The following is a 22,116-nucleotide window of genomic DNA, read 5'->3' as shown; positions in this document are numbered from 1 at the left end:
GACCACATTTATTCCATAATCGCAACGGACTAAGGTGTTCCCTTGCCGGCACGGGCCGGAGCACGGGAACACCAGACATGAAGCTGCTGCACGTGGATTCAAGCATCACCGGCGACCAGTCGGTCAGCCGTGAACTCACCGCCGCCATCGTCGCACGCTGGCAGGCGCAACTGCCCGAACTGGAGGTCGTCCGCCGCGACCTGGCGCGCGATCCCCTGCCCCATCTGTCCTCCGGCAGCCTGGCCGGCAAGGACGAGGTGGAGGCCGCCCGCGCGGAGGAAGCACTGGTCGAGTTCCTCGAGGCCGACGTGGTCGTGGTCGGCGCCCCCATGTACAACTTCTCCATTCCCTCCACGCTCAAGGCGTGGATCGACCGGCTCGCCGTGGCGGGCCGGACCTTCCGCTACACCGCGGACGGGCCGGAGGGCCTGGCCGGCGGCAAGCGGGTGATCGTGGTGGCGTCGGCCGGCGGGCCGCACGCAGGCCAGCCCTCGGACTTCGTCGAACCCTACCTGCGCTTCGTGCTGGGCTTCTTCGGTGTGGAGGAGGTGGAGTTCGTCCGTGCCGACGGCGTGGCCATCTCGCCCGAGCATCGTGCCGCGGCCGTCGGCCAGGCCCTGGATCGCCTGCCGCTGCCGCAGCTCGAGGCGGCCTGACCCGGCGTCGCGCTGGCGTCCCGTCGACGAGGTCGGCGCGGCCCGCCGGCGCGCGGCCGGGCCCGCGCCCGGACCGGGGTCAGGCGATGCGTTCGAGCCCGCCCATGTAGGGGCGCAGCACCTCGGGCACCAGGATCGAACCGTCGGCCTGCTGGCCGTTCTCCATGACCGCGATCAGGGCGCGCCCCACCGCGACGCCCGAGCCATTGAGCGTGTGCACGAGCTCGGGCTTGCCGGTGTCCGGGTTGCGCCAGCGCGCCAGCATCCGGCGGGCCTGGAAGTCGCCGCAGTTCGAGCACGAGGAAATCTCGCGGTAGGTGTCCTGCGACGGCAGCCAGACCTCCAGGTCGTAGGTCTTGCGCGCCGAGAAACCCATGTCGCCCGAACACAGCAGCATGCGACGGTACGGCAGGCCGAGTTTCTCCAGTACGGTCTCGGCGCAGCGGGTCATGCGTTCGAGCTCGGCGTCGCTGTCCTCCGGCCGGGTGATCGACACCAGCTCCACCTTCTCGAACTGGTGCTGGCGGATCATGCCGCGCACGTCGCGCCCGCCGCTGCCGGCCTCGGAACGGAAGCACAGCGAATGCGCGGTCATCCGCAGCGGCAGCTGCCCGGCCTCGACGATCGCGTCGCGCACGATGTTGGTGAGCGGCACCTCGGCGGTCGGGATCAGGTAGCGCGCGTCCTCTCCGAACGGCGTCCTGAACAGGTCTTCCTCGAACTTGGGCAGCTGGCCGGTGCCGCGCATCGAGTCGGCGTTGACCAGCAGCGGGACGTTGGTTTCCTCGTAACCGTGTTCGCCGGTATGCAGGTCGAGCATGAACTGGGCGAGCGCGCGGTGCAGGCGCGCCAGCTGGCCGCGCAGCACGGTGAAGCGCGCGCCCGACAGCTTGGCCGCCGTCTCGCCGTCGAGCCAGCCGTGGCGGGCGCCCAGCTCGACATGGTCCTTCACCCCGAAGTCGAACGCGCGCGGCGTGCCCCAGCGGTGCTGTTCGACGTTGCCGCTTTCGTCCGCGCCAGCCGGCACGCTCGGATCGGGCAGGTTGGGCACTCCCAGCGCGATCGCCTCGATCTCGCCGCGGATCGCGTCCAGCCGCGCCTCGCTGGCCTTGAGCTCGTCGCCGAGGCCGGCCACCTCGGCCTTCATCGCCTCGGCGTCGGCACGCGCCTTCGCCGCGCCGTCGGCGTCGCCCTGCTTGCCCAGGCGCGACGCCGTGCCCATCAGCTGGCCGATCTCCCTGCTGCGGGTGTTGCGCAGGTTCTGCAGCTCCTGGGTGCGCACCTGGATCTGCTTGCGCTCGGCCTCCAGCGACTGCAGTTGCGCCACCGGCAGGGCGAAGCCGCGCAGCTGCTGCAGGCGCACGGCGGTGTCGTCGAGGTGCTGGCGGAGCAGGACTGGATCGAGCATGGCGGAAGCAACGGCGGGAAAGCGGTGATTATCGCCGACTTGCGCGGTCCCTGCCGTCGGGCCGGCGCGGCCGTGGCCGGCGGCTGTGCCAGAATCGCAGCTCCCGGTACCAGACGCTGGCCGCATGTCCACGCCGCCCCCACCGAATCCGTGGCGACGCAAGCTCGCCGCCTTCCTCCCCGCCGCCCGCGGCTGGTGGCTGGTGGCGGGCGCGGTGCTGGCCGGGCTGCTGCTGTTCGCCCTGGTGCTGTCGGGCAAACGCGAGCGCTTCGAGTTCCATCGCGCGGGCGACGGACCGCCCGGCACGCCCGGACAGGTGTTCGAGCCGCTGCCTGCCCCGCTGCCCGCCAGCGAGTCGGCGAGCGGCATGCAGGACCAGGCTGGCGAAGGCGAAGCGGTGCGCATCGACCAGCATGCCGGCGCGCCGGCGCCGCCCGAGGGCATGGTCGACCCGTCGGCCGCACCCGGTGCCGGCGCTTCTCCACCCCCGGAAACGGCCGCGGCGGCCGCCGTGCCCAGGCTGCTGTCGGCGCCGCAGCCGGAGTATCCGCGCTCGGCGCTGCGCGCGGGCCTGACCGGACGCGTGGTGCTGCGCATCGACGTGGGCACGGACGGACGCCCGCGCGAAGTGGTCGTGGTCGAGAGCAGCCGCCACCGCGTGCTCGACCGGGCCGCGGTGCGCGCGGTGCAGCGCTGGCGCTTCGAGCCGGCGATGCGCGACGGCGTCGCGGTCCCGGCCACCGTTCAGCAGGTCATCAGTTTCGACGCCCCGCGCTGAGCCGCACTCACCCCCCGTGCACGCCGAGCCGACGGTCCGTGCACCGACCTCGTGGAATGGTCGCCCCGACGCCCACGAGGACCCGCACCATGCCAGACCCGAACCAGCCACGGCCCGAGGCGGACGCACCGTCGCCACCCGCACCGTCGCCACCCGCAGCTGCACGCCGCGGGCGCGGCGCCCTGAGCCTGCTGCTGTGGCTCCTGCTGCTGGTAGTGATCATCGCCACTGCCTGGTACTTCCTCGGCCGCGGGGAAGAACACGCGCCGCCGCCAGCGCCGGTGCCGATCGGCGAACCCGTGCCGGAGGCGTCGCGTTCGCCGGTGTCCACGCCGCCGGCTTCGCGCGACATCACCGCGCGCGAACGCGCAAGCCCCTCGATGCGGCTTCCGGACCGGGAAGCGCAGCCTCTGACACGGGCCGTGCCCGCGTATCCCGATACCGCGCGTCGCGCGGGCGCCGAAGGCACCGTCGTGCTGCAGGTGGAGGTGGACGCCAACGGCCGTCCCGGCGACATCACCGTGGCCCGGCGCAGCGGTTCACGCGAACTCGACCGCGCCGCCGAACAGGCAGTGCGCAGCTGGACCTTCGAGCCGGCCATGCGCGATGGCAAGCCGGTCGCGTCCACCGTCCAGGTGCCGGTGGACTTCCACCTCGACCGCCGGTGACGCGGGCGCCGCGCGGCCGGGTGCGCCGGCCGGCGCGAGGCGTCATTGCGCGGTACGCAGCCCGAATCCCACCTCGCGCGCCAGCGCGTCGAAGCCGGGGAACGAGGTGGCCACGTTGTCCACGTCGCGGATCCGCACCTCGCCGGCGGCCAGCTGCGCGGCGATCGCGAACGACATCGCGATCCGGTGGTCGCCGTGGCTGTCCACGGCGCCCGATCCCAGCTGCGCGCCGCCGTGGATGGTGGCGCCGTCGTCGGTCTCGTCCACCCGCGCCCCCAGGGTGCGCAGCCCGGTGGCCATGGTGGCGATGCGGTCGGACTCCTTGACCCGCAGCTCGGCCGCCCCCCGCACCACGGTCGCCCCTTCGGCGCAGGCCGCGGCAATGAACAGGGCCGGGAACTCGTCGATCATGTCCGGGACGTGTTCGACCGGCACCTCGATGCCGCGCAGCGGTGCGTGCCGCACGTGCAGGTCGCTCACCGGCTCGCCGCCCTGTTCGCCGGCCGGGGTCTCCTCGATATCGGCGCCCATCGCCCGCAGCACGTGCAGCAGCCCCGTGCGGCGCGGATTCATGCCGACCCGCTGCAGCTGCAGTTCCGAGCCCGGGACCAGGCTGGCGGCGACGATGAAGAACGCCGCCGAGGAAAAGTCCGCCGGCACCACGATGTCGCGCCCGACCAGGCGGTGGCCGCCTTCCAGCCGCGCGAAGCCCGGCGAGAACTCGATCGGCCAGCCTAGCGCCTGCAGCATGCGTTCGGTGTAGTCGCGGGTCGGGTGCGGTTCGTGCACGACGGTCGTGCCCGAGGCGTACAGCCCGGCCAGCAGCAGCGCCGACTTGACCTGGGCGCTGGCAACCTCGGTGCGGATCTCGATGCCCTGCAGCGCTGCGCCGCCATGGATGCGCAGCGGCGGCACCCCGCCCTCGCCGGTCTCGATCCGCGCACCCATGCGCGCCAGCGGCCCGGTCACCCGGCGCATCGGGCGCTTCGACAGCGAGGCGTCGCCGACCAGCTCGGTATCGAAGGACTGCCCGGCCAGCAGGCCCGCCAGCAGCCGCATGCCGGTGCCGGCATTGCCGCAGTCGAGCGGGCCGTCGGGAGGCTGCAGGCCATGCAGGCCCACGCCGTGGACCACGCGCCGGCCGGGGCCCGGCGCCTCGATGCGCACGCCCATGCGGCGGAAGATCGCTTCGGTCGCGCGCGCGTCCTCACCCTCCAGGAAGCCTTCGATGCGCGAGATGCCCTCGGCGATGGAGGCCAGCATGATCGCGCGGTGCGACACCGACTTGTCGCCCGGGACCGCGATCGAGCCACGCAGCGGCGCGCCCCGTGTTGCGATCCAGTCCGTGCCGTTGACGCTGCTCATGCTCATTGGGTCCTCAGGAAAGGGAGTCGGAAATGGCCGCGCGGGCGCCCGGCCCGCGTGCGCGGCGCCAGCGCCGCCCGCGGGCGGTCAGGGCACGGCGACCGGATAGGAGCCGAGCACGCGCACGTCGCCGGCGAAGTCGTCGATCTCCGCCAGCGCGTCCTTCAGCGGCGATTCGTCGGCATGGCCGGCGACGTCGATGAAGAACGCGTACTGCCACAAGGCGGCATGGGCGGGCCGCGACTCGATCCGGTTCATGCTGATGTCGCGCCGGGCCAGCGGCTCGAGGATGCGGTACAGCGCGCCCGGCTGGTCGCGGATCGACACCATCAGCGAGGTGCGGTCGTTGCCCGAGGGGGGGAACGAAGCCCGGCCGATCACCAGGAAGCGGGTGGTGTTGTCGTTGCGGTCCTCGATCGGGCCAGCCACCACCTTCATGCCGTAGACGTGCGCGGCGTTCTCGCCCGCGATCGCCGCGGCGTCGTCGGACTTCTTGGCGCGGCGCACCGCCTCGGCGTTGCTCGACACCGCCTCCTTGTGCACCCCCGGCAGGTTCTGCCGCAGCCAGTTCTTGCACTGGGCCAGCGACATGCCGTGCGAGTACACGCGCTCGATGTCCTCGATGTGGCCGGTGCGCGAGAGCAGGTACTGGTGCACGCGCAACTCCACCTCGCCGCAGATCTTCAGCGGCGAGGTCAGGAACATGTCAAGCGTGGACTGGATCGTGCCCTGCCCCGAGTTCTCCACTGGCACCACGCCAAAGTCGGCATTGCCCGCGGCGACCTCGTCGAACACCTCCTCGATGCTCACCAGCGGCAGGCCGCGCGCCGAGTGGCCGAAGTGCTTGTGCACGGCCTGCTGCGAGAACGTGCCCTCGGGGCCGAGGTAGCCGATCTTGAGCGGCTCCTGCTGCGCCAGGCAGGCCGACATGATCTCGCGGAACAGGCGCACCAGGACCTCGTCGCTGAGCGGTCCCTGGTTGCGGTCGACCACCCGCCGCAGCACCTGCGCCTCGCGCTCGGGCCGGTAGTAGTCGATCGCCGCGGCCAGCTTGCCCTTGGCCTTGCCGACCTGGTGCGCCCACAGCGCGCGCTCGGCGATCAGGGCCTGGATCTCGCGGTCGATGCCGTCGATCTGGGCGCGCACCGCGGCCAGGTCGGGCCGGGCCTGCTTGGCGAACTCGATCCGGCTGCGCGCCGACGCCTCGGCGTCGATCTTGACCGGGGCCGGCGCGTCGACGGCCGCCGGCGCGGGGGCCGTCGCCCGCCGCGCGCCGGCCACCGGCTTCCGTCCGCCCTTGGCCGACGCCGCGGAGGCCTTCGTCGCCGGCTTGCGCCCACGGGTGGTGGTGGACCTGCGCTTGTCAGCCATGGCGCGCCTGGAACTCCCGCATGTAGCCCACCAGGGCGCGCACGCCCTCGACCGGCATGGCGTTGTAGATCGAGGCGCGCATGCCGCCGAGCACGCGGTGGCCCTTGAGCCCGATCAGGCCCGCCTCGCGCGCCCCGTCCAGGAACGGCGCGTCCAGCGCCGGATCGGGCAGGAAGAACGGCACGTTCATGCGCGAGCGCACGGCCGGGTCCACGTCGTTGCGGTAGAAGCCGCCCGAACCGTCGATCGCTTCATACAGCAGCGCGCTCTTCTCGGCGCTGCGTCGGTCGAACTCGGCGGTGCCGCCCTGCTCGATCATCCAGCGCACGGTCAGGCCCAGCACGTACCAGTTCCAGGTCGGCGGGGTGTTGAGCATCGACTCCGCGCGCAGCTGCGAGGCGTAGTTGAAGATGTCCGCGCGCGGATGGCCGGCGCGCTCGAGCAGGTCGCGGCGCACGATCACCACGGCGATGCCCACCGGCCCCAGGTTCTTCTGCGCGCCGGCATAGATCAGTCCGTAGCGCGAGATGTCGATCGGCTCGGACGCGATGTTCGAGCTGAAGTCGGCGAACAGCGGCACGTCGCCGGTGTCGGGCACCGGGCCCCACGCGGGACGGAACTCGACGCCGTGGATGGTCTCGTTGGAGGTGACGTGGACGTAGGCCGCGTCCTTCGACAGCCGCCAGGATGCGCGCGCCGGGATGGTGCGGAACCCGTCGTCCTCGCTGCTCGCGGCGATGTTCACGTCCACCGTCGCCAGCTGCTTGAGCGCGGTGCGGCCCCAGTGCCCGGTGACCACGTAGTCCACGCGCTGGCCGGGGCTGGCGAAGTTCAGCGCGATCAGCGCCTGCTGGGTGGTCGCACCGCCGGCCGGGAACAGCACCGCGTAGTCGTCGGGGATCGCCAGCAGCGTGCGCAGGTCCGCTTCAGCCTGGCGCGCAACCTCGAGGAACTCGGGACCGCGGTGGCTGATCTCGACCACCGAGGCGCCGGTCTCGCCCCACTCCAGCATGTCCTGCTGCACCTGTCGCAGCACGGCTTCGGGCAGGGCTGCGGGTCCGGGACTGAAGTTGTATGAGCGCGCCATGGGGGTTCGGGATGCGGGGACGGGAAGTCCATTAGTATGCCGCAGTGCACCAGCGATTCACGCCGGAACGCAACTTTTCGCCCGCGTGCGCGCTCCAATGGAAGTTCCGGAGGAAACCAGCCATGTCCCTGCGCAGCGTGCTCGCGATTCCCGAGTCTTCCGTTACTGATGAAACCGTGTATCGCAGGCGCCGGCAGCTGCTCGGCGCGATGGCCGCCGCGCCACTGCTTCCGCTCGCCGGCTGCGCCGATGCCGAGCCGCCACCGCCCTCCAGCGTCCGCGTCACGCCCGCGCAGGCGGGCGCCGGCTTCACCACCGACGAGCCGCTCACCCGCTACGAGGACATCACCGGCTACAACAACTTCTACGAGTTCGGCACCGGCAAGTCGGATCCGTCGCGGGCGCCGAAGACCCTGCGCACCGCGCCCTGGCACGTCGAGGTCTCGGGCGAATGCGAGCGCCCCGGCACGCTGGCGCTCGACGACCTGTTGCACGGCATCGCGCCGACCGAGCGCATCTACCGCCTGCGCTGCGTGGAAGGCTGGTCGATGGTGGTCCCATGGCTGGGCGTGCCGCTGGGCGATGTACTCCGGAAGTTCGCGCCGACCTCGAAGGCGAAGTACGTCGCCTTCACCAGCCTGGCCGACCCGGTGCAGATGCCGGGCGTGCGCTTCCGCTCGATCGACTGGCCCTACCGCGAGGGCTTGCGCATCGACGAGGCGATGCATCCGCTCGCATTCCTGGCCACCGGTCTGTACGGCAAGCCGCTGCCGCAGCAGAACGGCGCGCCGCTGCGGCTGGTGGTGCCGTGGAAGTACGGCTTCAAGAGCATCAAGTCGATCGTCGCCATCCGCTTCACCGAGCGCATGCCGCCGACCGCCTGGAATCGGCTGCAGCCGCGCGAGTACGGCTTCTACAGTAACGTCAACCCGGACGTTGACCATCCGCGCTGGAGCCAGAAGACCGAACGGCGCATCGCCGGCACCGGCAACCGGCTGCGGGCGGACCGGATCCCGACCCTGCCATTCAACGGCTACGGCGAGCAGGTGGCCGCGCTGTACGCCGGCATGGACCTGCGCAAGTGGTATTGAGCCGGGGCCCTGCCGCGCCCACCGGGCGAGGCGGCCGCCGTTCTCCCGCGCAGCCGGCGCCCGCGCCGCTCGTCGCGGCCAAGGCCATCGTCCACCTGCTCGCGCTGGCGCCGCTGTCGCTGCTGGCCTGGCGCGCGTGGCTGGTGGCGCGCGGCATCGACATCGATGCACTCGGACCGGACCCGGTGGCCGCGATCGAGCACGAACTGGGACAGTGGGCGTTGCGGCTGCTGCTGTTGACGCTGGCGGTCACGCCGCTGCGGCAACTCACAGGCCAGCCGGTGCTGCTGCGGTTCCGGCGCATGCTCGGGCTGTACGCGTTCGCATATGCCAGCCTGCATTTCGCCGCCTGGCTCGGCCTGGACCTGGGCGGCTACTGGCGCCAGGTGTTCGAGGAGATCGCCAGGCGACCCTATGTCACCGCGGGCTTCGCCGCGTGGCTGCTGTTGCTGCCGCTGGCCCTGACCTCCACCCGCGGCTGGATGCGGCGGCTGGGGCGCCACTGGGGCCGCCTGCACCGGCTGGCGTACGCGATCGCGGTGCTGGCGGTGCTGCACTTCTGGTGGATCGTGAAGTCCGACTATCGCGAACCGCTGCTGTACGCGGCGATCCTCGCGCTGCTGCTCGGCTGGCGGATGGCCAGGCGGCTGGCGCGACCGCGGACCTCAGCCCGGCCCGAACAGCAGCAGCGCGGCCAGGGCCGCGGCGATGCCGACCGCGGCCAACAGCAGCCAGGGGAGCCGTGAGCCCGGGCGCGGCGGCTGGGCGCCGACATCGTCGTTGGACGCGGGCCCGGCGTCGGGCCCGGCCGCTTCGGCAACGCGCGGCCGTCGCTGCGGCGCTTCCACCACGAAGCGGTGGTGGCCGTCGAACACGACCTGGTCGCCCGGGGACAGCAGCGCGTCGCGCACCGGTTCACCGTTGACCACGCTGCCCTCGGCCGATCCCAGGTCGCGCAGCACCACCTGGTCGCCGGCCAGCTCAAGACGCGCGTGGCGGTCGGCGAAGGCCGGATCGTCGATGCGGATGTCGGCATCGGAGTGGCGCCCCACCAGCCGCGGCCGCTCCAGGGTGAAGCAGCGCCCGTGGTAGCGCCCGCCGACGCCGCGCAGCACCACGCGCAGGTTCGGCATCCCGTCGGCGGGGGCCGGCGGCGGATCGTCGGGCGGCCGCTGCACCGGCAGCGCCGAGACCAGCCGCAGTTCGGTGCCGTCCACGTAGATGGCGTCGCCCACGCGCAGCATCGCCATGCGTCGCACCTGGCGCCCGTTCACGTGCACGCCGGGCCCGCCTTCGTCGACGTTCAGCCACACGCCGCGGCGATCCACGCACAACCGCACCGGCTCGTCCGCGCCCTCGACCAGCTCCAGTTTCCCGCCCGCGCGCCGGCCCAGGCCGTGCACGCCGATCGCCAGTGGACGGTCGTCCACCGCATCGCCGGCGAATCGCAGTCTGACGGGATCCATAGCCGCCGCAATCTATCACGCGGCGTCCCGCCCCGCGTCTGGCAGAATGGCGCCCCCACCGCTTCCCCCCGCATCCATGGCCGGCATCGACATCCGACACGACCACGACCTGTCGATGGAGCAGGCACGCCAGGCGGTGCAGCAGGTGGCCGACTCCCTGGCGCAGCGCTTCGGCGTCGACTGCGACTGGCAGGGCGACACGCTGCGCTTCAACCGGCCCGGCGTCGACGGGCGCATCGCCCTGGCCCCGCGGCAGGTGCACGTCACCGCGTCGCTGGGGTTCGTCCTCTCGGCGATGCGCGGCCCGATCGAGGCGGAGATCCGGCGGGTGCTGGCCGAGCGGTTCTGAGCGCCGCCCGGAGGCGACGCCCCCGCCCGGCCGGCGCGATCGCCGGTCCCGCCCGCCCTCCTGGGCCGGACCGGCCCTCCCCGCGCCCCGGCCCACGGCTTCACGCGGCGGCGATTCCGCTATGCTCTGCACGCCCCCGGTCCCCTGGTGCCCATGTCGAACTGGCTCATTGCGATCGCCGTGACGCTGCTGCTCGGTGGCGTGGCGACGTTCTACTTCCACGTCATCCAGCGCCGGCGCGACGAAACCCGCGCCGGCATCACCGCGCTGTCGGGCGTGTCCTGGCGCAGCTTCATCCACATGGTGCTCGATGCGCTCGGGCGTCGCGGGTTCACTCGTCTGGTCGACGAGGACAACGCTGGCGACGACCGCGATTTCGTGCTGGTGCGCGGCGAGGAGCGCTGGCTGCTCTCGTGCAAGCACGGCAGCGCGTTCGTGCTCGGTCGCCTGGCGGTGAACGAACTGGCGCGCGCGATCGAACTCAAGGAGGCCGCGGGCGCTTTCCTGGTCACCCAGGGGCGCATCAGCGACGAAGTGCGCCCGGTCGCATCGCTGCAGCGGATCGAGCTGCTCGACGGCCCGGCGCTGTGGCCGCAGCTGCGTGACTTCCTGCCGGCGCAGCAGCTGGCTGCGATCCGCGACCAGGCGGCCGGACTGTCCCGCCGACGGATCGTGCTGTCGTGGCTGGCCGCGCTGCTGGCGGGCGTAGCGACCTGGCTCGCGCTGCCGTCGCCGTCGCGACCCGCCCCCCGCGGGCCTGCGCCGGCGATGGCGCCGGCGGCCCCGACCGTCCCGGTGGCGACGGCCGGCGCGGAGCCCGCGGACGATGCCCAAGCGGCCGGACGCGGGAACGACACCGACGGCGCTCCGCCCGCGGGCCCGGACCCCGCGCCGGCGGCACGCCCGGCCGACCCCGCGCCGGCCACGCTGCCCATCGAGCGGCAGCGTGCCGACGTCGCTGCCGCGGTCGCCACCCTGCCGGACGTGGACCGCGCGTTCTGGTCGACCGAGTCGACCTTGCACGTGATGCTCAACGCCATCGAGGGCGACGCCTTCAGCCGCATCTGCCCGCTGGTCGAGCGTTACGACGAACTGGCCTCCTCGCGCATCCAGCTGACTCCACCGCCGGAAAGCGGCCGCAACGTGCGCTTCCGGCAGTGCCGCTCGTACTGACGCGTGCAGCCGGGACCACGGCGCACATCGCGCCGGACGTCACCAAGACGCCCGTGTTGACCGGGTCGGGAGCGCGTGCTGTCATGGGCCGGACCTGCGGGAGGCGGCGATGGGCGAGGCCCCGATGACGTTCGAGGAGGCCGTGAGGGAGATGCAGGCCCTGGTCGAACGTCCCGACAACGACACCCTGCTGCGGCTGTACGCGCTCCACCGTCAGGCCACGCAGGGCGACATCACGGGCCGGCGGCCGGGCTTCTTCGATTTCGTGGGCACCGCCAAATACGAAGCCTGGAGCCGGCTCAAGGGCATGTCCCGCGAAGCGGCACGCCGCCAGTACATCGAACTGGTCCGCCAGCTCAGGCGCTGAACGACGCCCCGCTCCGCCTCCGGGCTTGCCGACGCGGCGGCGCGCACGTAGAATTCGCGTCCCGTTTCCCCGCGCCCCGTTGCCGTGGAAGCGCCGCGCCCCGGATCCCTCCGGTGCCGCGACACCCGGGCGGTTAGCTCAGCGGTAGAGCATTGCCTTCACACGGCAAGGGTCAGTGGTTCGATCCCACTACCGCCCACCACACACCGACGATCAAGGCCACCTGCCCAGGTGGCCTTTCTCGTTGCGAAGTGGCGGAATCAATCCTCGCGCCCGGGATCCGCGCCCCCGCGCCGCGGGGCCGGCCGCTGCCGCGCGCGCGCCGCGCGCAGGCCGTCGAGCTTCTCCTTGAGCCGGATCTCCAGGCCGCGCTCGACCGGTTCGTAGTAGATCCGCTCGCCCATCGCGTCGGGGAAGCCGGTCTGGTCCAGCGCGACCCCGCCTTCGGCGTCGTGGTCGTACTGGTAGCCCTTCGCGTAGCCGAGTTCCTTCATCAGCCGCGTGGGCGCATTGCGCAGGTGCAGCGGCACCTCCTGGGTCCCGTACCTGGCCACGTCGCGGCGGGCGGCGCCGAACGCGCGGTAGGCGGCATTCGACTTGGCGGTGCTGGCCAGGTAGATCGTCAGCTGCGCCAGGGCGAGTTCGCCCTCGGGGCTGCCGAGGCGGTCGTAGGTGTCCCAGGCGTCGATCGCCATCTGCAGCGCGCGCGGATCGGCCAGGCCGACGTCCTCGACCGCCATCCGGGTCAGGCGCCGCGCCAGGTAGATTCGATCGCAGCCGCCGTCGAGCATCCGCGCCAGCCAGTACAGCGCGGCGTCGGGGTTGGAGCTGCGCACCGACTTGTGCAGGGCCGAGATCTGGTCGTAGAACTGTTCGCCGCCCTTGTCGAAGCGGCGGGTACGGTCGGCGAGCACCTGCTCCAGCACCGCCGGATCGATGGTGCCGCCCTCGCCCACCAGCTCGGCGGCGATCTCGAGCAGGGTCAGGCCGCGGCGCACGTCGCCGTCGGCCGCGACCGCGATCATGCGCAGCCCGTCGCCCTCAACCTGCAGGCCGCGCCCGCCCAGCCCACGCTCGCCGTCGGCCAGCGCGCGCCGCAGCGCGGCCTCGATGTCCTCGGCCGACACCGCCTCCATCACGTGCACCCGGCAGCGCGAGAGCAGCGCCGAGTTCAGCTCGAACGAGGGGTTCTCCGTGGTGGCGCCGACGAACACGATCGTGCCGCGTTCGATGTGCGGCAGGAACGCGTCCTGTTGCGCCTTGTTGAACCGGTGCACCTCGTCCACGAACAGGACGGTGCGGCGCCCGCCGGCGAAACGCTGCGCGGCCTCCGCCAGCACCTGGCGCACCTCCGGCAGTCCGGACAGCACCGCCGACACCGAGCGGAACTCGGCATCGGCGTAGCGCGCCAGCAGCAGCGCGAGCGTGGTCTTGCCGCAGCCCGGCGGGCCCCAGAGGATCATCGAATGCACCGCGCCGGCCTCGACCGAGCGCCGCAGCGCCGAGCCGGGCGCCAGCAGCCGGCGCTGGCCGACCATCTCGTCCAGGCTGCGCGGCCGCATGCGTTCGGCCAGCGGCTGCAGTGCGGCGGAGGAGGAACCGAGCAGGTCGCCGGTATCGTCGGGGGTGGGCGCTGGGCGCCTGGCGCGTGGCACGGATCGCGGCTGGGGGACTGGGGGACCGGCACCTTACCAAGCCGGTCCGCAGGCTGCACCGGCACCCGCCTGCGCAGCGGGTGCGGGCGCGCCGGATCCGCGACCCATCCCGCATCCCGCGGCCTGCGCAGCGTGGTACCGTCCGCCCGACCGCGCCGTCCGCCGCCCTGGCGCACCCCGGCGGCGCAGGTCGGGAATTGCACGCAGTGCCCCGCTTGCCTGCAGGAGGATATCGGATGTCCCTGTTCGCCCGGCTGCACCGGACCCTCGCCCCCTGTTTCGCCCTCGCCGTCGCCTTGGCGGCGGCCCCCGCGCCGGCCGCCGATCCGGTCACCGTCGCCGATTTCCAGCTGCCGCCCCAGGACGCGAACGGCTGGACCCGGCTTTCGCCCTCCGCCGACAGCCGCCTGGTGTAGGTGGATTCGCAGCAGGGCAACGACGCGGATGCGCGCATCTACCTGCCCGCCGATCCCCAGATCGGTGCGGACCCGCAGTCGCCACGCGGCCCGATCCGCGCCTTCCGGACCATTGCCGCCGCCCATGCCAACCTGCGCGAGGACCAGCCCGACTGGATCCTGCTGCGCGCCGGCCGGGTCTGGAACGAGCGCCTCGACGTCAAGCGCGGCCGTTCGCCGGCCGAGCGCGCGGTCGCGACCTCGTGGGGCGCGGGTCCGCGACCCGAGCTGCGCACCGGCACCGACAAGGCGATCGGCAACTACCAGTTGGTGAACGTCGCGATCGTCGGCCTCCGCTTCTGGGCCCACACCCGCGACAGCGACGGCCCCTACTTCACGGGTTTCGACGGTTCCTCGGGCATCAGCGTGTTCACCCGCCTGCGCGGCGACCGGCGCCAGGTGCGCGACGTGCTGATCGAGGATTGCGTGTTCCGCGCCTACAGCAACAACGTCCTGACCGGCGGCGTCGGGGACGGCAACGAGCCCATCACCCGCTTCGTGATCCGGCGCAGCATCCTCTCGGGCAACTATTCCACCAGCGCCCACGCCCAGGGCCTGTACCACACGGGTTCGGGACAGCCGCTGCAACCCTCGGTGCTGCTGCAGGAAAACCTGTTCGACCACAACGGCTGGCGGATCCAGTCGCGCGACGGCAACAACGCCCAGGCCGAAGGCCAGGCGACGATGTTCAACCACAACAGGTACTTCTCCTGCGCCAAGGGCGTGATCTTCCAGCGCAACCTGTTCCTGCGCGCCTCGTCCATCGGCAACAAGTGGACCGGCGATACCGGCGACCCGACCCTCGGCGTGGTGATGGAGGACAACCTGTACGTGGAGGGCGAGATCGGCGTCAGCGTCGGCGGCAACTCCGAAGGCCCGGCGCGCTTTCGCGACATGGTGTTCCGCGACAACGTGCTGGTGGACATCGGCCGCAGCCGGCCCACCAACCGCTCCCTGGCCTGGGGCATCGACCTGATCGACTGGCTCGGCGGCGAGGTGACCGGCAACCTGGTGATCCACAACCGCTCCGGCATCACCAATGCCTACGCGCTCAAGACCGACTCGGGCACGCGCTTCGAGGACGTGGTGATCAGCGGCAACGTGCTGGCATTCGCGACCGGCACCGGCACCCCGAGCGTCCAGCTCGGCGACGGCGTGAACGTCGTGTACCGCGACAATACCGTGGTCAGTCCGAGCAACAGCCGGCTGGTGCGGCTCGCCGGCGGCGGCTACACCTTCGCCGGCACCAACCGCTACGTCAGCGGCGCCAGCCAGGCGTTCCAGGTCGACGGCACCCTGCGCACGCTCGCGCAGTGGCGCAGCGACACCGGCGACCAGGGGGCGACCGGCTCGATGCCGGCCTTCCCGGCGCCGCAACGCGACCTGGAGGGCTACGCCGCCACCCTCGGCCTCGACGGCTTCCAGGGCCTGCTGGACGCATTCCACGCCCAATCCAAGGCGACCTGGAACGCGGCGCTGACGGCCGGCGCGATCAACGACTGGCTGCGCGCGGGCTACGGCATGGCGCCCCTGCAGCCGCGGCGCGTGCGCCGCAATGGCGCGACGCCGCTGACGCCACCGGCCGCCTCGTCCACCACTGCCGCCGCCCCGCCTCCCGTGCCCGCGGCTGTTTCCGCGGCCGCACGTGCGTCGGCGACGCCGGCGACCGCGGACGGGGACGTGGCCATGCCGGCCCCCCGCGCGACGCGCCACGGGCCTGCACGATCTCCTGCTGCGGCTGCTGCCGTTCCTGGCCGACGACGGGGACCGTTCACGCACCCGCGAGGCACACCGCGACAGGCGCTGATGCGCGCCGGCGCGGCGCGCGACACCGGAGTGCTCCGTGGCCGCAGGAGGGCCGACGTCGCCCGCGATCCGCGGCCCCGGGCCGGAGTCAGCGCGCCGCGCCGCCCAGTTCGTAGTTCACCCGCCGCCAGGCATTGGCCACCTGGTCGTACAGGGCCTCGATCCGCACCGGGGTGATGCCGCTGCGGCCGAAGTCGGCCACGCCCTGGGCAGTGATGCGCAACAGGCGCTGGCCGCCTTCCACGGTGCTGATGTCGTCGAACTGCAGCCGCGCGGCCGGGATCCCGAGCTGGCGGTCGAGCTCGACCGTGATCCGGTCCTCGAGCTGCCGCACCAGGAGCGCATCGTTGGGAACGAGGCGCTCGCCGGCAGCCACGCCGCCGATGGTCAGCTGCGGATAGCCGGCGCTCTGGAACGTGGTGTCGTAGATCGTGCTGTAGCGGAAGCCGATCCAGTCCGCGTCGTCGCCCACGCGCAGCCGGCCCTCGCCACTCACGCGGCGGTCGCGCACGCTGGCGATCGCCACGTCGAACGAATCGATGCCCACTTCGATCATGGTCGTGTCGAGCTGTTCGGCCAGGGCCGCCACGACCACGGCCGCGACCGCGTTGTCGAGCGCCTCGTCGCCACTGGTGGCCGCCATCGGGCGCTGTCCGGCCGGCGACGGCGGCCCAGGCGGCTCGGCCACCGGCGCCGACTGCGCCAGCGCCGGCACCGTCGCCAGGCACAGGGCCGCGAGCACGCCACGGATCCATGCACCCGGCGGTGCGAGGGTGCGGGCCGGGGCGTGCATGCGTCGCGTCCTCGTCGCCATGGATTGCGCGCGGTCAGCCTTCGCCGACCACGTCCACCCCGGGCGGCGGCGTGAACGTGAACGTGCCGGAATCGAAGGCCGGATTCCGCTTCCAGCCGCTGAACTGGATCCGGGTGCGCTGCCCGAGCGCGTCCACGATCTCCATCCGCACCAGCCCTTGCGCGTCCAGGCCGAGCCTGGCGGACTGGAACGCGGCGTCCTCCCCGCCCTGCCGTGGCCGCAGCACCAGCCACTGCAGGCCCTCGGAATCGCCCAGCTCCTCAACCACGAAATCGCGGTCCAGGCGCGCCGGGTCGATCAGCGCGGCCAACGGGCTGTCCTGCTCCGCCCCGCCCTGCGGGCGCCGGGTGACCTGCTCCAGGTCGGGATCGTGCACCCAGACCGTGGTGCCGTCCGCGACGATCAGCTGCGGGTACGGCGCGCGGTACTCCCAGCGGAACAGGCGCGGCGCGGCCAGCGCCACCCGGCCGCTGGAGGACTCACGCTCGCGCCCCGCCTCGTCCAGGACCTGCTGCGTGAACTCGCCCTCCAGGCCATGCAGGCCGCGGGTGAAGCGGTCGAGCTGCTCGCGCGCCCCCGCGTGCGCGACGCCGGCGAGTGCGACCAGGGCGATGAGCAGCCAGCGGCAATTGCGGATCATTCAGGCGTCCTCGGATGCATGGGTGGCGCAAGTCTGCAAAGTCCAAGCTGAACCCGCAGCGCACCCATCCAGTGCAGCAAACGCAGGACGCGAGCGGCAGCGGACGCGGCCGGCGGCCGCGCCCCCCCCGTTGCCCGCCGCGATGCCATCGCAAGGCGTCCGGCCGGGGCCGGACGGCCGGGGCGTCCGGATCCGGGCGGGAGACCAGGGCACCCGGGGTGGCGGACGGGTCGCGGCCGGCACCGTTCCTGCACCCGATGCCCGCTTTTTCGCCTGCGCCGTGGCTAGGGCGGTGGCGGCGCCAGGACCGTGCGGTCGCCGTTGTGCTCGGGTGCGGAGACCACGCCGGCGGCCTCCATCGCCTCCACCAGGCGGGCGGCGCGGTTGTAGCCGATCTTGAGCCGGCGCTGGACCCCCGAGATCGAGGCGCGGCGGGTCTCGGTGACGATCTTCACCGCCTCGTCGTACAGCGGGTCGGACTCGTCGCCCGAACCGCCACCGGCCTCCGGCAGGCCGGTGGCGCCCACCGCGGAGCCGTCGTACATCGTCTGCGCTTCGTCCAGCACGCCTTCGACGTAGTCCGGGCCGCCGCCGCTCTGCTTGAGGTGCTCGACGACGCGGTGGACCTCGTCATCGGAGACGAAGGCGCCGTGCACGCGCTCGGGCATGGCGGTGCCCGGCGGCAGGTAGAGCATGTCGCCGTGGCCGAGCAGGGTCTCGGCGCCGGACTGGTCGAGGATCGTGCGCGAGTCGATCTTGCTCGAGACCTGGAACGCGATGCGGGTCGGGATGTTGGCCTTGATCAGGCCGGTGATCACGTCCACCGACGGGCGCTGGGTGGCCAGGATCAGGTGGATGCCCGCTGCGCGCGCCTTCTGCGCCAGGCGCGCGATCAGTTCCTCGACCTTCTTGCCGACGATCATCATCATGTCGGCGAACTCGTCGATGAAGATGACGATGAACGGCAGCGTTTCCAGCGGTGGCGCGACCTCGCCGGAGCCTTCCTCGGCCCGGAACAGCGGGTCGAGCAGCGGCTGGCCGGCCTCCTGCGCCTCGCGCACCTTCTTGTTGAAGCCGGCCAGGTTGCGCACGCCCACCGCGCTCATCAGCTTGTAGCGGCGCTCCATCTCGGCCACGCACCAGCGCAGGCCGTTGGCGGCCTCCTTCATGTCGGTGACCACCGGCGCCAGCAGGTGCGGGATGCCCTCGTAGACGCTGAGCTCGAGCATCTTCGGGTCGATCATCAGCATCCGCAGGTCCTTGGCGGACGCCTTGTACAGCAGGCTCAGCACCATCGCGTTGACCGCCACCGACTTGCCCGAGCCGGTGGTGCCGGCCACCAGCAGGTGCGGCATGCGCGCCAGGTCGGCCACCGTCGGACGGCCGGCGATGTCCTTGCCCAGCGCAAGCGTGAGCAGGCTCGAGGACTTGTCGTACTCCTTCGAACGCAGCAGCTCGGAAAGGTAGATCATCTCGCGGTGGGTGTTGGGCGTCTCCAGCCCGATCACCGACTTGCCCGGGATCACGTCCACCACCCGCACCGACTTCACGCTCAGGCCGCGCGCGATGTCCTTGTCCAGCGAGCTGATCTGGCTGACCTTGATCCCCGGTGCCGGCTCGATCTCGAAGCGGGTGATCACCGGCCCCGGATAGGCACCGACCACCTGGGCGTCGATGCGGAAGTCCTTGAGCTTGAACTCGATCTGGCGCGAGAGCGTTTCCAGCGTCTCCTCGTCGTAGCCCTTGGGCTGCGGCTTGGGATCGTCCAGCAGGGCCAGCGGCGGCAGGCCGGTGCCGTCGCCGACGTGGAACAGCGGGATCTGCTGTTCGCGCTTGGCGCGTTCGCTCTTCTCGACCACCGGCGCCGGCGGCGGCTCGATCTTCACCTTCTCGCGCCGGGCGCGCAGCTCGCTTTCCGCGCGCCTTGTTTCCTCGCGCTCCACCCGCCGTTCGCGGGCCTGGATGTGTTCGGAGGCCTGCTTGCGCCCGCGTCGCAGCAACTCCGGCAGCATCAGCACCCAGCCGCCGATCCGGTCGGCCAGCGCCAGCCAGGACAGCCCGGTGGCGAGCGTGACCGACACCAGCAGCAGCGCCAGCAGGAACATGTTGCCGCCCAGTGCGCCGAAGCCCCGGTCCAGCGAATTTCCCACCAGCCGCCCCAGTACCCCGCCGCCGCCAGCCGGCAGCCCGGGCACCGCGCCCATGCGCAGGTACAGCAGCCCGGTGGCCGCGACCAGGAAGCCGACGATGCCCACCAGGCGCAGCGCCGGGCCGAAATCCACCCGCCCGCCGCCGGCCGGCTCGCTCCCGAACAGCGCGATCCAGGCCACCGCGCCGAGCACCAGCGGCAGCAGGTAGGCCACGTAGCCGGTCAGGTACAGCAGCACGTCCGCGATCCAGGCCCCGACCGGCCCGCCGGCGTTGGACAAGGGCGCGGTCACCCCGCCGGCCGCGGTGGACCAGCCCGGGTCGTCGGGCGAGTAGGTCGCCAGGCACACCAGCAGGTACAGCAGCAGGGGCGCGATGAGGATCATCGCGATGTCGCGCAGCAGCCGCTGGCGGCGCGGATCCGGCGGCGCGACGTCCTTCGTCGACGCGCGCTGGCGCCTGCCGCGTTCAGGAACCGCCCGAGCCACCGTCATGCACTGCCTTAGGAAAGAGACCCAATTACTTGATCTTAATTCAAAGTTTCAGTGATTGCAGTGCCGGGTGCCGGAGCTCCCCGCGTTCCACGTTGAGGCCCCGGACCAGCGCCGCGTCCCCGCGCCAGTCGCCCGAGGCCAGCCGGTCCACCCACGGCAGGATAGCGGCGCTGATCGCCTGCGACGCGGTCCTGGGGACCGCGCCGGGCATGTTGGTCACGCAGAAATGGGCCACGCCCTCCTCCACGAACACCGGCTCCTGCCAGGTCGTAGGCCGCGAGGTCTCGAAGCAGCCGCCCTGGTCGATTGCGATGTCCACCATCACGCTGCCGGGCTCCATGCCCCGGACCATCTCCCGGCTGACCACGCGCGGTGCGACCGCGCCGGTCACCAGCACCGCGCCCACCACTAGGTCGGCCTCGGCCACTTCGCGCGCCACCTGGTCCTCGTAGGGATACAGGGCGGTGACGTTGTGGCCCAGCCGGGTCATCGCATCGAGGCGGTCGCCGCGCTTCTCGAACACCACCACGCGCGCGCCGCCGGCCGCCGCCAGCGACGCCGCCGCGCCACCGGCCTGTCCCGCCCCCAGTACCACCACCTTGCCACGCGGGGTGGCGGGCAGGCCGCCGAGCAGGACGCCCTTGCCGCCCAACGGCTGGTGCAGGTAGTGGGTGCCCACCTGGACCGCGATCCGGCCGGCGATCACCGACATCGGGGCCAGCAGCGGCAGGGTGCCGTCGTCGAGCTCCACGGTCTCGAATGCCACCGCGGTCAGCCCGATCTCCAGCAGCCGGCGCGCCAGCGGCGGGTCGGGCGCCAGGTGCAGGTAGCAGAACAGCAGGTGGCCGGGACGCAGCAGCGCGAGGTCACCCTCCACCGGCTCCTTGACCTTGACGATGAGTTCGCCGCGCGCATACGCCTCGGCCGCATCGCCGGCGATGCGCACGCCAAGCCGTTCGTACTGGGCATCGTCGAAACCCGAGGCCAGCCCGGCGCCACGCTCCACCCACACTTCATGCCCGCGCCGGACCAGGTCGCCGGCGGCGGCGGGGACGAGCGCCACGCGCCCTTCCATGATCCTGGTCTCCCTGGGTACGCCGATGCGCATGCGTGCCTCCGGTCAGGCGCGGGGACCTCGACAAAAAACCCGCGCAGCACGTGCACGGGTCCGGCCGGGACGACGGGTCGCGGGACGAGTACGCAGCGTTCCGCGCGACACCGGCGCACGCGCCTTGTGTTGCCGCCGCCGCGCCGCCAAGCTATTGCCCCGTCACGCCGCGACCTATCCACAGCGAGTATACATGAGCGCTTCTTCGCCCCGGCACGTCCGCCTCCTGATCCTCGGTTCCGGCCCCGCCGGCTGGACCGCCGCCGTCTACGCCGCGCGTGCCAACCTCAAGCCGGTGGTGATCACCGGGCTGCAGATGGGCGGGCAGCTGATGACCACGACCGAGGTCGACAACTGGCCGGGCGACCCGCACGGGCTGCTGGGGCCGGACCTGATGGCGCGGATGCAGGCGCACGCCGAGCGCTTCGACACCGAGGTGGTGTTCGACCACATCCACACCGCCGACCTGTCCAGGCGCCCGTTTACCCTGGTCGGCGACAGCGGCACCTACACCTGCGACGCGCTGATCATCGCCACCGGCGCCACCGCCAAGTACCTCGGGCTCGAGTCGGAGGAAAAGTTCAAGGGTCGCGGCGTGTCCGCCTGCGCCACCTGCGACGGGTTCTTCTACAAGGACCAGGACGTGGCCGTGGTCGGCGGCGGCAACACCGCGGTCGAGGAGGCGCTGTACCTGTCCAACATCGCGCGCAAGGTCTACCTGGTGCACCGCCGCGACACGCTGCGCGCGGAAAAGATCATGCAGGACAAGCTGTTCGCCAAGGTCGAGGCCGGGAAAATCGAGCCGGTCTGGCACCACGTGGTCGACGAGGTGCTCGGCAATGATGCCGGCGTGACCGGGATGCGGTTGAAGTCGGTGCTCGACGGCTCCACGCGCGAGATCGACGTGCAGGGCTTCTTCGTCGCCATCGGCCACACCCCCAACACCGGCCTGTTCGAGGGCCAGCTGGCGATGGACAACGGCTATATCGAAATCCGCTCCGGGCTCGGCGGCAACGCCACCGCGACCTCGGTGCCGGGCGTGTTCGCCGCCGGCGACGTCACCGACCAGCACTACCGGCAGGCGATCACCTCCGCCGGTTTCGGCTGCATGGCCGCGCTCGATGCCGAGCGGTTCCTGGACAAGGAGGCCTGAGGCCACGCCACGCCGGCCCCCGCGCACGGCCGCGGGGGCGCCGCGGCCGGCCGCCGGACCACGC

At 72.1% G+C, this 22,116-nt stretch carries 21 protein-coding genes and 1 tRNA gene; 12 read left to right on the top strand and 10 right to left on the bottom strand.

Going from position 1 to position 22,116, the window contains the following annotated elements; all coding sequences use genetic code 11:
• The first annotated feature begins 77 nt into the window (after positions 1-77).
• Positions 78-656, top strand: coding sequence for an FMN-dependent NADH-azoreductase (locus tag FQY79_RS13275; RefSeq protein ID WP_146313388.1), 579 nt, complete (start codon positions 78-80; stop codon positions 654-656).
• A 79-nt stretch (positions 657-735) separates the two neighbouring features.
• Here the strand turns inward: FQY79_RS13275 and serS are convergent, their stop codons facing one another.
• Entirely contained in the window at positions 736-2,064 is a 1,329-nt protein-coding gene (gene serS / locus FQY79_RS13270; protein WP_146313387.1) for a serine--tRNA ligase, read from the bottom strand.
• A gap of 124 nt (positions 2,065-2,188) precedes the next feature.
• On the opposite strand from serS, the gene FQY79_RS13265 reads away from it, so the two are divergent.
• Positions 2,189-2,842 carry an energy transducer TonB gene (locus tag FQY79_RS13265; RefSeq protein ID WP_146313386.1) on the top strand — a complete coding sequence of 218 codons (654 nt, stop codon included), beginning with the start codon at positions 2,189-2,191 and terminating at the stop codon, positions 2,840-2,842.
• Between the two features lie 89 nt (positions 2,843-2,931).
• Positions 2,932-3,510, top strand: a complete 579-nt coding sequence (locus tag FQY79_RS13260; RefSeq protein ID WP_186760050.1) for an energy transducer TonB — start codon at positions 2,932-2,934, stop codon at positions 3,508-3,510.
• Between the two features lie 42 nt (positions 3,511-3,552).
• Here FQY79_RS13260 and aroA read toward each other — a convergent pair whose 3' ends face one another.
• From aroA to serC, 3 genes are all read right to left on the bottom strand, one after another.
• Positions 3,553-4,875, bottom strand: a complete 1,323-nt coding sequence (gene aroA / locus FQY79_RS13255; protein WP_146313446.1) for a 3-phosphoshikimate 1-carboxyvinyltransferase — start codon at positions 4,873-4,875, stop codon at positions 3,553-3,555.
• Positions 4,876-4,962: 87 nt separating this feature from the next.
• Positions 4,963-6,246: a prephenate dehydratase gene (gene pheA, locus FQY79_RS13250; RefSeq protein ID WP_146313384.1), complete on the bottom strand. Its 1,284-nt coding sequence runs from the start codon at positions 6,244-6,246 to the stop codon at positions 4,963-4,965.
• Positions 6,239-7,333: a phosphoserine transaminase gene (gene serC, locus FQY79_RS13245; RefSeq protein WP_146313383.1), complete on the bottom strand. Its 1,095-nt coding sequence runs from the start codon at positions 7,331-7,333 to the stop codon at positions 6,239-6,241. The genes pheA and serC overlap by 8 nt, the downstream gene beginning before the upstream one ends.
• A 122-nt stretch (positions 7,334-7,455) precedes the next feature.
• On the opposite strand from serC, the gene msrP reads away from it, so the two are divergent.
• Positions 7,456-8,424 (top strand): protein-methionine-sulfoxide reductase catalytic subunit MsrP, encoded by a 969-nt coding sequence (gene msrP / locus FQY79_RS13240; RefSeq protein ID WP_146313382.1) that lies wholly within the window; start codon positions 7,456-7,458, stop codon positions 8,422-8,424.
• A gap of 86 nt (positions 8,425-8,510) precedes the next feature.
• Positions 8,511-9,170 (top strand): protein-methionine-sulfoxide reductase heme-binding subunit MsrQ, encoded by a 660-nt coding sequence (locus tag FQY79_RS13235; RefSeq protein ID WP_246123127.1) that lies wholly within the window; start codon positions 8,511-8,513, stop codon positions 9,168-9,170.
• Here the strand turns inward: FQY79_RS13235 and FQY79_RS13230 are convergent.
• Complete coding sequence (locus tag FQY79_RS13230; protein WP_146313380.1) at positions 9,090-9,890, bottom strand: FHA domain-containing protein; 801 nt, start codon at positions 9,888-9,890, stop codon at positions 9,090-9,092. The two genes, FQY79_RS13235 and FQY79_RS13230, sit on opposite strands and share 81 nt — an antisense overlap.
• 76 nt (positions 9,891-9,966) lie before the next feature.
• Here FQY79_RS13230 and FQY79_RS13225 point away from each other — a divergent pair, with 76 nt between their 5' ends.
• The 4 genes from FQY79_RS13225 to FQY79_RS13210 all read left to right on the top strand — a co-directional run bounded on the left by FQY79_RS13225 (position 9,967) and on the right by FQY79_RS13210 (position 11,981).
• Positions 9,967-10,239: a polyhydroxyalkanoic acid system family protein gene (locus FQY79_RS13225; protein WP_146313379.1), complete on the top strand. Its 273-nt coding sequence runs from the start codon at positions 9,967-9,969 to the stop codon at positions 10,237-10,239.
• A 153-nt stretch (positions 10,240-10,392) separates the two neighbouring features.
• Positions 10,393-11,412: a restriction endonuclease gene (locus FQY79_RS13220; RefSeq protein ID WP_146313378.1), complete on the top strand. Its 1,020-nt coding sequence runs from the start codon at positions 10,393-10,395 to the stop codon at positions 11,410-11,412.
• Between the two features lie 109 nt (positions 11,413-11,521).
• Complete coding sequence (locus FQY79_RS13215) at positions 11,522-11,779, top strand: acyl-CoA-binding protein (protein WP_146313377.1); 258 nt, start codon at positions 11,522-11,524, stop codon at positions 11,777-11,779.
• 127 nt (positions 11,780-11,906) lie between these two features.
• A tRNA-Val gene (locus FQY79_RS13210) sits at positions 11,907-11,981 on the top strand.
• A gap of 58 nt (positions 11,982-12,039) precedes the next feature.
• Here FQY79_RS13210 and FQY79_RS13205 read toward each other — a convergent pair.
• On the bottom strand, positions 12,040-13,434 hold the full coding sequence (locus tag FQY79_RS13205; RefSeq protein ID WP_425463209.1) for a replication-associated recombination protein A: 1,395 nt from the start codon (positions 13,432-13,434) through the stop codon (positions 12,040-12,042).
• 236 nt (positions 13,435-13,670) lie between these two features.
• Between FQY79_RS13205 and FQY79_RS13200 the strand changes: the two genes are divergently transcribed.
• Together FQY79_RS13200 and FQY79_RS13195 are read left to right on the top strand one after the other, a co-directional pair.
• On the top strand, positions 13,671-13,850 hold the full coding sequence (locus tag FQY79_RS13200; RefSeq protein ID WP_146313376.1) for a hypothetical protein: 180 nt from the start codon (positions 13,671-13,673) through the stop codon (positions 13,848-13,850).
• Positions 13,851-15,872, top strand: a complete 2,022-nt coding sequence (locus FQY79_RS13195; RefSeq protein ID WP_146313375.1) for a hypothetical protein — start codon at positions 13,851-13,853, stop codon at positions 15,870-15,872.
• Here FQY79_RS13195 and FQY79_RS13190 read toward each other — a convergent pair.
• From FQY79_RS13190 to ald, 4 genes are all read right to left on the bottom strand, one after another.
• Entirely contained in the window at positions 15,784-16,488 is a 705-nt protein-coding gene (locus tag FQY79_RS13190; protein ID WP_146313374.1) for a hypothetical protein, read from the bottom strand. The genes FQY79_RS13195 and FQY79_RS13190 overlap by 89 nt on opposite strands.
• A gap of 34 nt (positions 16,489-16,522) precedes the next feature.
• Positions 16,523-17,149 carry an outer membrane lipoprotein periplasmic chaperone LolA gene (lolA, locus tag FQY79_RS13185; protein WP_146313373.1) on the bottom strand — a complete coding sequence of 209 codons (627 nt, stop codon included), beginning with the start codon at positions 17,147-17,149 and terminating at the stop codon, positions 16,523-16,525.
• 284 nt (positions 17,150-17,433) lie between these two features.
• Entirely contained in the window at positions 17,434-19,785 is a 2,352-nt protein-coding gene (locus FQY79_RS13180) for a DNA translocase FtsK (RefSeq protein ID WP_146313444.1), read from the bottom strand.
• A 46-nt stretch (positions 19,786-19,831) separates the two neighbouring features.
• Positions 19,832-20,899 carry an alanine dehydrogenase gene (gene ald, locus FQY79_RS13175; protein ID WP_146313372.1) on the bottom strand — a complete coding sequence of 356 codons (1,068 nt, stop codon included), beginning with the start codon at positions 20,897-20,899 and terminating at the stop codon, positions 19,832-19,834.
• 193 nt (positions 20,900-21,092) lie between these two features.
• Here ald and trxB point away from each other — a divergent pair, with 193 nt between their 5' ends.
• Positions 21,093-22,052 (top strand): thioredoxin-disulfide reductase, encoded by a 960-nt coding sequence (gene trxB, locus FQY79_RS13170; RefSeq protein WP_146313371.1) that lies wholly within the window; start codon positions 21,093-21,095, stop codon positions 22,050-22,052.
• The last annotated feature ends 64 nt before the right edge of the window (positions 22,053-22,116 follow it).

Source organism: Luteimonas wenzhouensis (assembly GCF_007859305.1).
In the GTDB taxonomy this organism is placed as follows: Bacteria; Pseudomonadota; Gammaproteobacteria; order Xanthomonadales; family Xanthomonadaceae; genus Luteimonas; species Luteimonas wenzhouensis.
The sequence above is the reverse complement of the archived record's forward strand: the minus strand, read 5'-3'. Positions and strand labels throughout refer to the sequence as shown.

Excerpts from the sequence above, each read along its gene's own strand:
- lolA (WP_146313373.1), bottom strand. The coding sequence starts at position 17,149 with ATGATCCGCAATTGCCGCTGGCTGCTCATCGCCCTGGTCGCACTCGCC.
- msrP (WP_146313382.1), top strand. The coding sequence starts at position 7,456 with ATGTCCCTGCGCAGCGTGCTCGCGATTCCCGAGTCTTCCGTTACTGAT.
- FQY79_RS13265 (WP_146313386.1), top strand. The coding sequence starts at position 2,189 with ATGTCCACGCCGCCCCCACCGAATCCGTGGCGACGCAAGCTCGCCGCC.
- FQY79_RS13260 (WP_186760050.1), top strand. The coding sequence starts at position 2,932 with ATGCCAGACCCGAACCAGCCACGGCCCGAGGCGGACGCACCGTCGCCA.
- FQY79_RS13220 (WP_146313378.1), top strand. The coding sequence starts at position 10,393 with ATGTCGAACTGGCTCATTGCGATCGCCGTGACGCTGCTGCTCGGTGGC.
- FQY79_RS13200 (WP_146313376.1), top strand. The coding sequence starts at position 13,671 with ATGTCCCTGTTCGCCCGGCTGCACCGGACCCTCGCCCCCTGTTTCGCC.
- FQY79_RS13215 (WP_146313377.1), top strand. The coding sequence starts at position 11,522 with ATGGGCGAGGCCCCGATGACGTTCGAGGAGGCCGTGAGGGAGATGCAG.
- pheA (WP_146313384.1), bottom strand. The coding sequence starts at position 6,246 with ATGGCTGACAAGCGCAGGTCCACCACCACCCGTGGGCGCAAGCCGGCG.
- serS (WP_146313387.1), bottom strand. The coding sequence starts at position 2,064 with ATGCTCGATCCAGTCCTGCTCCGCCAGCACCTCGACGACACCGCCGTG.
- FQY79_RS13190 (WP_146313374.1), bottom strand. The coding sequence starts at position 16,488 with ATGCACGCCCCGGCCCGCACCCTCGCACCGCCGGGTGCATGGATCCGT.
- ald (WP_146313372.1), bottom strand. The coding sequence starts at position 20,899 with ATGCGCATCGGCGTACCCAGGGAGACCAGGATCATGGAAGGGCGCGTG.
- aroA (WP_146313446.1), bottom strand. The coding sequence starts at position 4,875 with ATGAGCAGCGTCAACGGCACGGACTGGATCGCAACACGGGGCGCGCCG.
- FQY79_RS13275 (WP_146313388.1), top strand. The coding sequence starts at position 78 with ATGAAGCTGCTGCACGTGGATTCAAGCATCACCGGCGACCAGTCGGTC.
- serC (WP_146313383.1), bottom strand. The coding sequence starts at position 7,333 with ATGGCGCGCTCATACAACTTCAGTCCCGGACCCGCAGCCCTGCCCGAA.
- trxB (WP_146313371.1), top strand. The coding sequence starts at position 21,093 with ATGAGCGCTTCTTCGCCCCGGCACGTCCGCCTCCTGATCCTCGGTTCC.
- FQY79_RS13225 (WP_146313379.1), top strand. The coding sequence starts at position 9,967 with ATGGCCGGCATCGACATCCGACACGACCACGACCTGTCGATGGAGCAG.
- FQY79_RS13230 (WP_146313380.1), bottom strand. The coding sequence starts at position 9,890 with ATGGATCCCGTCAGACTGCGATTCGCCGGCGATGCGGTGGACGACCGT.